The 6,059-nt window shown below is 63.9% G+C and carries 2 protein-coding genes and 1 pseudogene; all 3 read left to right on the top strand.

Features of this window, described 5'->3' with window-relative positions; genetic code table 11:
- On the top strand, nt 1-948 hold a 948-nt coding region (locus ACTFO6_RS17175), incomplete at its 5' end, for a hypothetical protein (RefSeq protein WP_439935659.1).
- The gene (locus ACTFO6_RS17170) at nt 945-2,168 is read left to right on the top strand and encodes a hypothetical protein (RefSeq protein ID WP_439935658.1); all 1,224 of its coding nucleotides are present in this window, start codon (nt 945-947) and stop codon (nt 2,166-2,168) included. The genes ACTFO6_RS17175 and ACTFO6_RS17170, both read left to right, overlap by 4 nt.
- 44 nt (nt 2,169-2,212) lie before the next feature.
- Nucleotides 2,213-6,059, top strand: a pseudogene (locus tag ACTFO6_RS17165) (hypothetical protein); the annotation flags it as partial.

Below are 6,059 nucleotides of genomic sequence, written 5' to 3'. Positions count from 1 at the left end.
TCCGGCGTGTTGACTCAGTCTGCCCCCGGCGAGAACGGGATCTGGAACCTCAAAGCCTCCGAGGGCCTCTCCCTCATCGCCGGCCTGGGGGCTCAGCCCTCGGCGGCGCTGCCGGTGCACATCGAAGCCGCCCCGGGCCTTGGGATCGGCAACCACGCCATCGTGCGGCTCACCGACGCCCTGGCGGTGCAGGCGGTCTACTCGGAGCTTGCCCCGGGCCTTTCGCAGGATCGGCTCAATCGACTGCTCGATGCCTCTGGGGTGAGCGCCGAGCGCACGCTCGAAGCAGCCCTGGATGCGCTGCGAAGGATTATCCTCGGCCCGGCTGCTGGCAGGACCGCGGTCGATGACCGTGAGGCCCTCCACGCCCATCTCCAGGCATTGCAGGACGATGCTGCCTACGCGGCCCTGAAAGGCAATGTCCAGATCTCTGTACTGGCCGGTGCGACTGCCTCCGATCTGAAGGGCATGGGCTCGCGCAATGACGCCTTGGGCCTGGCGACCCGCTACGCGCTTCAAGCGCTCAACCCCTTTGCGCTGGTTGGCGCCGACTACAGTGCGTTCAACGCGAAGGGCGAGTTGGACCTTTTCGATCCCGCGACGGGCAACGGCGACTTCACCCCGCACTATCTGACCGACCGTGCCGACTTCCTTGCGCGCAGGCTTTGGTTCAGCGCCGAGGACATCGAGCCGGTCAATCCCACCTATGGCTACGACGGTGCCGACCATCCGTATCTCCGGGACGCCGTCTTCTTCGAAGACGCCGCCACCGGCGACAAGATTGCCCAGGGCTTTGCGCCTGAGAGTCCCTTTCCCAACGTACAGCGCTACTTCTTCGGCGATAGCTGCGCTGATCATCTCTGCCGTGTGGGTAGACGGCTCTCCGAGAGGCACCACCGACAGCACTGTGGAGAGCGATCGTATCCACTGATTGGGAAACGTTCATGACCAGAGCTATCCGAATCTGCTTATTGGGCATCGCCCTTTCGCTGCTCGCTGTCGGATGCCGAGATATCGGAGCGGGGGAACGGGATTACACAGTCATCAACACGGGGATCCAGGGAAGCGGCTGTTGGTACGACAACGAGCGCTTCGTAGTGCTGCAAGGGAGACAAGCGCCCGGGACGCCAAGGTTCGAGGCGCAAGGAATTTTTTACTTCGACGCTACCAAACCGAATAGCCTAACAAGAATCGATCTCTCGCCACTTCCATCGGAGCTACAAAGCACAATCGTTCGAATTGACTGCGGAGAAAAAACAATTTTGTTCAACGTTTCTGGCTCGATTCCTTCTGATCCTTCCGTGACCAGACTCTATGCGCTGAGATTGGGCGAGGCTCCAGAGCTAATCGCGGAGATGCGAGGACTATATCCACCATCTAAAGCAGTAAGCTTGCGCGGGCGCTATGTCGTCGGAAACAGCAGGAAGATGTCGAGAGGCATCTTTGAAGGGCACGATGATTGTTCCCCCTTTTATCTCAAGCAGGATTTTAGAGCTTTATGCTGGAACACGTACGGACGCAACCTCTGGCCGCTTTCCAAGTTTGTGCTGGCGGAGTATCGGTGGGAAGAGACGATTCAGGTCAAGGGCGAGGACGATCAACCGAAGACCATCAAGAATCCGGAGGCGCCCCTTCTGGGGCGGGATGGGAAGCCGCTGCGCTATGCGTTGGTACTCTACGACTTAGAGCACCAAGTGCTGACGAATCTTACTGACGATCCCGGCTACGCAGGATTCGGTGCTGGGGTGGGAGCGCTGGCGATCACCCCGGATGAAAGCTACGCCTACGGAGTGTGCGTCAAAAAGCCCATTGCCCATGGGAGGGGCTGGGACAGCGTATGCCGGTATCGTCTCGATGGAAAAAGAAATCAAGTGGAGGAGGTCTTCACCATTGATCCTGACAAAAAATTCAAGGTGGTCGTCATCCACAGAGTAGCCGTAGATTCCCGAGGCAATGTGTATGTGGCTGTGACAGGGGCAAAGCCGATCGATGGTGTTTTGCGCTTTCACAGCGAGACACAAAAAATCGAGCGTCTGACGGTGCTGCCGCGTTCCGGCGAAAGCCGACTTGGGGTATCGCCCGATGGACGCTGGCTTGCTTTCACTGCCCTGGACCAAGGGGCAAGCAAACTTTTCCTCATGAGAATCGAGCAGGGAGGTGAACAATGACGGGATTCATTCCATACGTTCTTGCGAGGGAGATTGCGGAGCGCGTGTATGCCGGTCGATCGTCTATTCCTGTAGGTTGGGAGCTGGATACAAGTTTCAACTCGCTGGGCGTAAATGGGTTTCCTGGAGAGCTCGATCTCGCCAACGGCCTCTACGCCTACGCGCTCAAGCCCGCGTCGGACAACACGGCCGTTGCTCCGAACACGCGCATCCTTGCCTTCCGCGGCACGGAAGGGTCGCAGGACGGCATCCCGGACCTACGGGATTGGTACAACAACCTCAACAGCATCGGACGGGATCAGTTCGATGGAGCACAGGCCGAGGTGAATCGATGGCTCGCTGCCAGCCTGGTCGCTGGCCGTGCGGTGGAGCTTGTCGGTCACAGCTTGGGTGGAGCTTTGGTTCAGTGGGCGATCAACGATACGAACCTGCAAGATACAAACCGTAGTGACGTCGAATCGGTCGCGAAAATCGCTGCCGCCATATCCGGGAATCCGGCCTACACGGTTTCAGCTTCCCAACTCCACTTCTACACTTTCAACGCTCCCGGCATCGGCCACTCGCCGAGCGCGACGCAAGCCTCCGACAAGCGCTCCATCGTGGCGAGCGGCGAGCACCATGTGATCGAAGGGTTTCTGCCGTTCTTGCACGGCGACATCGTGCATCTCGTAGGCGGCGCCCACGTTGGCGGGCGGGTCTACGGGCACAAGGTGGACTTCGGAGCGAGCGGCGAATACGGCTTCAACGCTCACGGTATCCAGCGCCGGGACTGGTGGGAGAGCTTAGCCGATGGCGGCTACACGCCTTTCTACATCGATGTGGCCGCAGCCCAGACCATCGCGGCGAACATCTCCCGGCTCGGCAACAGCGACGGCACGGTGGAAAGCAACCGGGAAGCGATCTTTCGCCTCACGCTCTTTACGGCCGCCGCCCTCGGCACCCAGGCGACGGGCCGCTTGGGCCGGCTCGGGCAACTGCTTGGGCTTTCCGCCCTCGATCTTGACGCCACGGCGCTCGCCGATGCCATGGCCAGCACGACCGATGCGCTCAACCGCGGCCTGGTCAACGTGCTCGACCAGGTCAAGGCGAAGACGGGGGTGGACCTGCCGCGCTTCGGCGCGGAGCTGATGGCGGGGCTGGACGAGGCGCTGATCGGCTTTTTCGGCCTGGAGGAGCCTCTAAGAGAGCGACTCGTGGAATTCATCGTCGATGCGGCGGAGGGGATCGGCAACGCCTATCAGGAGCTCGTGGCCAAGGTCTCGGACACCCTCTTCGACCTCGGCTCGTCCCTGGGATTTCTGGAAGTCGACGCTTTCCGAAGCTCGTTTGCGGCAGCGCTTGAGGATCCCTCGCTCGATCCAACCATCAAGAGCGCTCTCCGGGAAGCCCAAGCGGTTGTCGAATTGGCCGGCCAGACAGCGATCATGCGCCCAGGCTGGGGCGAGAACCCCTTCGATACGCCGGCGTTCGATCCGCAGGCGCAGGCCTTGCCCGCCTTTGCCTTGGAGGAGGGGCGCTTGCAGATGCTGAGCGTCTTTCTGCCCTATCCCGCCCCCGAAGGCGGCCAGCGCATCCGGCTGCGCGTGAGCGGGGCGGGCGAGGCGTTGCAGGCCTTTCAGGACGGCGAGCCGGTTTCCGTGGAAGCCGGGGTCTTTTACCTTACCGTTCCGGTAGGTGCGCGCGAAGCGCGCTTCGGGCTGTGGGCCCGGGGCGATGTCGATGTGGCGGCGGCGGTCTCGGTGGAGGCCACCCTGGTCGATGGTGCCGGCGAACCTACCCACCAGAGCCGCGAAGAAGCGGCGCTCACCCTCGAGCCCCGGCCAGACGACCTGGATCTGGCGAGCGCTTCCGCGACGTACTGGGAAGAGAACACCGGGGTATGGGGCGATGGCAATGACTTCATTTGGTTCCAGAACCCCCTCTCCACGACCCAAGTGTATGCTGGGGGCGGCAACGACACGGTGATCGGCTCCGACGGCCCAAACCATTTCCTCGGCGAAGCCGGCGACGATCAGCTCGCGGGGACCTACCGTGTCTACGGGCGCGGTGAGCCGGACTGGCTGGAGGGAGGAGAGGGCAACGACATCGTGCACGGCGGCGACGGCGACGATTTACTGGAAGGGGGCTCAGGCAGCGACGTGCTGATCGGGGACCTCGGCGCTGATCGCTTGTTCGCCGACACGCAGGCGCACTCGCTTGCTGCCGCTGCGGCGGATTCCCACCGGGACTGGCTCGCGGGCGGGGCGGGCGAAGACCTTCTGGTGGGCGCGGGAGGCGCTGACGTGCTCTCTGGCGGCAACGGCGCCGATCTCCTCCTGGGAAGCGCAGGCGACGACGTCCTTCTGGGCGATGTGGACGCGCTCCCTAGAGATCCCAACTGGCGGATAGAAGTGGGCCCGGATGGGCGACGGATCGTCAGTCCTATCATGGGGACCCATGGGGTCGTCATTCTCGGCTCGGCGCTGAGCCCGGTCCTGCCCGAGGAGGGCGGGGCGGATCTCCTCTATGGGGGCGCAGGCCATGATCTGATCTTCGGTGATGGCGGTAGTGACGAGCTCTACGGCGGTGAGGGCGATGACCGGCTCTTTGGGGACGCCGACGAGCTCGACCCCCTTACCCATGGGAGCGACTACTTGAATGGCGGCGCTGGCGACGACGAGCTGCACGGCAACGGTGGAGCCGACATGCTGATCGGCGGCGCTGGGGACGACCGCCTCTACGGAGGCGCGGGCGAGGACACCCTCCGGGGCGGTGCGGGCGAGGACGCCCTCGATGGCGGCGAGGACGGCGACACTTACCTCTTTCGCAAAGGGGATGGTTCCGACGTGATCGCCGACGCCGGCATGGAAGGCCTCGACACCTTGGTGCTGGAGGACCTGTTTCCCTGGGAAGCGCACCTGCGGCGCCTCGCTCAAGGGGCTCTGGAGATCACGAGCGAGGGTGGTGACCGGGTATTCGCCCGCACGGCGGCGGGCAATCCCCGCGCGGGGATCGAGGCGATCCGCTTTGCCGACGGCAGCCTTCTCGATCGGGAGGCGCTCGATCGCCTGCCCATCGATTTGGCCTCCATCGGTGGCGACGGATGGGCGACGGGCACCGCGGGTGACGACCTGATAGACGGCTGGACGCTGCCGGTAACCGATCCGGGCGGCCATGTGCTCATCGATACGGGCACTGGCGACGATGAAGTCTACGCCCCCTGGAACGCCATCGTGCACGGGGGACCAGGCAACGACAACCTCATCGGCGGGCAGACGCTCCTAGGGGGTGAAGGCAACGACACGCTGCTCTACGGCACCACCCTTCTTGGCGGCCCGGGCGAGGACGAGATGGACGGGGGACAGGGGGCCACGCGCTACAGGATCGACCCCGCCGAGCCCGGGGTCGATCTCATCCACGACACGGGCGAATCCCAGGAAGCGTACCTCGACGCCTACTATGGAAGTCTCGGGATCGAGGACTGGCGCTACCGCCATGCCTACGGCGGGCGCTACGCCCTGTGGGGTGGGGAGGGCGAAGCCGGGGGCGGTTTCTTCGAGAGCTTGGGAGAGGTGGAAGCGCGGCTTGCCGAGTATGGGCGGAGTCTGGACGAGGCGTTGGCCGATGGGAGCGTGACCTATATCGAGCCGCTCCCCGAGCCGCCCGCCCGCTCGGCCACCGACTTCGCTGCCCTGGCGGAGGCGGTGGAGGCCGGGGTGATCGAGCAGGACGTGGTGGAGTTCGGCCCGGGCGTGACGGCGGCCGAGGTTTCGCTTTCCTGGGGGCGCATCGAGCGGGCCTCCCCCGACACGGGAGAGGTGCTCCCCTACGTGATCCTCGACCTCTCCTGGGGCGATGGGCGGGGGGCGCGGCTTCTGATCCCCCGGCCGCAGGAGCCCCTGGGGCGGGGAA

This window comes from Pelomicrobium sp. G1 (genome assembly GCF_051905455.1).
In the GTDB taxonomy this organism is placed as follows: Bacteria; Pseudomonadota; Gammaproteobacteria; order Burkholderiales; family UBA6910; genus Pelomicrobium.
Note: the sequence above shows the minus strand (reverse complement) of the source record. Positions and strands in the feature narration are given on the sequence as shown.